A 1,773-nucleotide genomic window follows, 5' to 3' on the forward strand; every position below is an offset into this window, starting at 1 on the left:
ATTGTCTTCACAATAAGCATCTGTTGTAGTTGCCAGGCTGAGGGTTGGTACAGGATATACATTGACCGTTACATTGTTCGGAGTAGGTACTGCATTACAAGTTGATGCTCCCTGAATAGTTGCGTAATAACTTTGACTGCTATGACTTTCAGTAGTCAGAGGGGCTGTCAAGGCTATACTTGTAAATACATTAGTTGTCTGCGTAGATGCAGCCGGCGTATTATCCGAATTATACAGAATGTAATTGTAGTTTCCACTGGCATCTTTCGTACCAACGGTTGGAACAGGAACAGTGATCGTTGTCGAAGTAGCTCCTTCCAGGTTGATTACAGCAGGATCGAACGCCAGGGCTGTTACCGGCACGTTGACTGTCAATGAAAGGTCTACAGCGGTGGAGACTGTCGGAGTAGCTTTCTTATTCTTCGCACGCAGTTTGATGGTCTTAGCTGTACCATTTGCAGGGACAGAGACTGTGGTACTACTTGCCAATGAATTATAAGTTGTTCCGTCTTCACTGTATTCGTAATCGAATAAAACAGCATTCGGAGTATCCAGATAATTCCACAAGTTGATTGTCATGGCTGTTGCATTACAGAACGCAACATCTTTCGTACCATCCAGCGTTACCACCGGAGTCGGATATACCTTCACATTCACTGTCTTTTCAGCGGCCGGGCTACAAGCACCTGTTGCAACGACCTTGAATGTATACGCCAAATGATCGGCTGTTGTATACGTAAGGGCCGGAGCGGCTACGGACTGACCGGCAAAGGTGTTCGCTCCTGTTGCAGCTGTCGGACCGTCTACGGCTGTCGGGTTCGTTCCGGCATACAGGCTATAGGTATACGCACCGCTTAATGGATCGGCATCCCCCGAAGCGGTTGCGGTGATCGTCGCTGTCGCATTGGCGCCGGCAGCGGCTTCCAGTTCGATGTCCGCGATATTGGCAAGAGTGACGGCTGTATACTGCGTCAGGTTGATCGTATAGGTATCTGCTTGGTCGGAGAAGTTTCCACTCGCACCCGGGTTCTTTGCCCATACATAGATCGTATTATCTCCCCAGCTATTCAACACAATCGTTGAGCTACCCACGGTATACGGATAGGCGGTACTTGTATCATCTGCATTATTATACCAGATAGTCTCGCCATTACTGTATGTATTCGAGTATGTAAACTCTACCGGAATGGCATCCGTTAACAGACAAGCCTTGCGGTTATCAGTCGTGGTTAATAACACCACATCATCCGGTTTGTCGATCGCTTCGATCTCTTTGATTGCACTATTCACGGTATTGCCACAGGCATCGGTAACGACCAGGTAGTAGAAACCGGTTATATCCGTGGTATTGAACGTAATAGTCAACTCTTCGGTAGTCGCTCCGGCATAAGCCGTACCGTCTGTGATGGCCGTGCCGGCATAAGCGTTTGTGGCAGATTTATACCATTGGTAGGTATAACCCGTACCGGTTGCGACAACAGTCAGGGTGGCAGTTCTTATTGGAGAGAGATTGATGGTCTCGGTCACCTTCGTGGTATTCAGGTCGGTACCGATAGCGACGGCCGGGTTCACGGTGATTACTACATCCGTAGTGGCTTCTTCCAAAGAGCCGGTCAACGTATTCTGCGCACGAAGCGTATAGGTTGTTGTGCCGACTGCGGTGGCTAATGTCACACTGCTGGTTAACGGGCTATAATTGGTTCCACCATCCGTACTATAGGTATAGGTAAACCAGGTGGTATTCACGGTAGCCGGATCCAGGTAACTATCCAG

At 48.7% G+C, this 1,773-nt stretch carries 1 protein-coding gene; it reads right to left on the minus strand.

Annotated elements, in window-relative coordinates:
* Positions 1–1,773, minus strand: a 1,773-nt coding sequence (locus D0T51_RS11620) for a hypothetical protein (RefSeq protein WP_163729488.1), incomplete at both ends; no start/stop codon positions are given.

It is taken from the genome of Parabacteroides sp. 52, from assembly GCF_010500925.1.
Classification (GTDB): Bacteria; Bacteroidota; Bacteroidia; order Bacteroidales; family Tannerellaceae; genus QVMG01.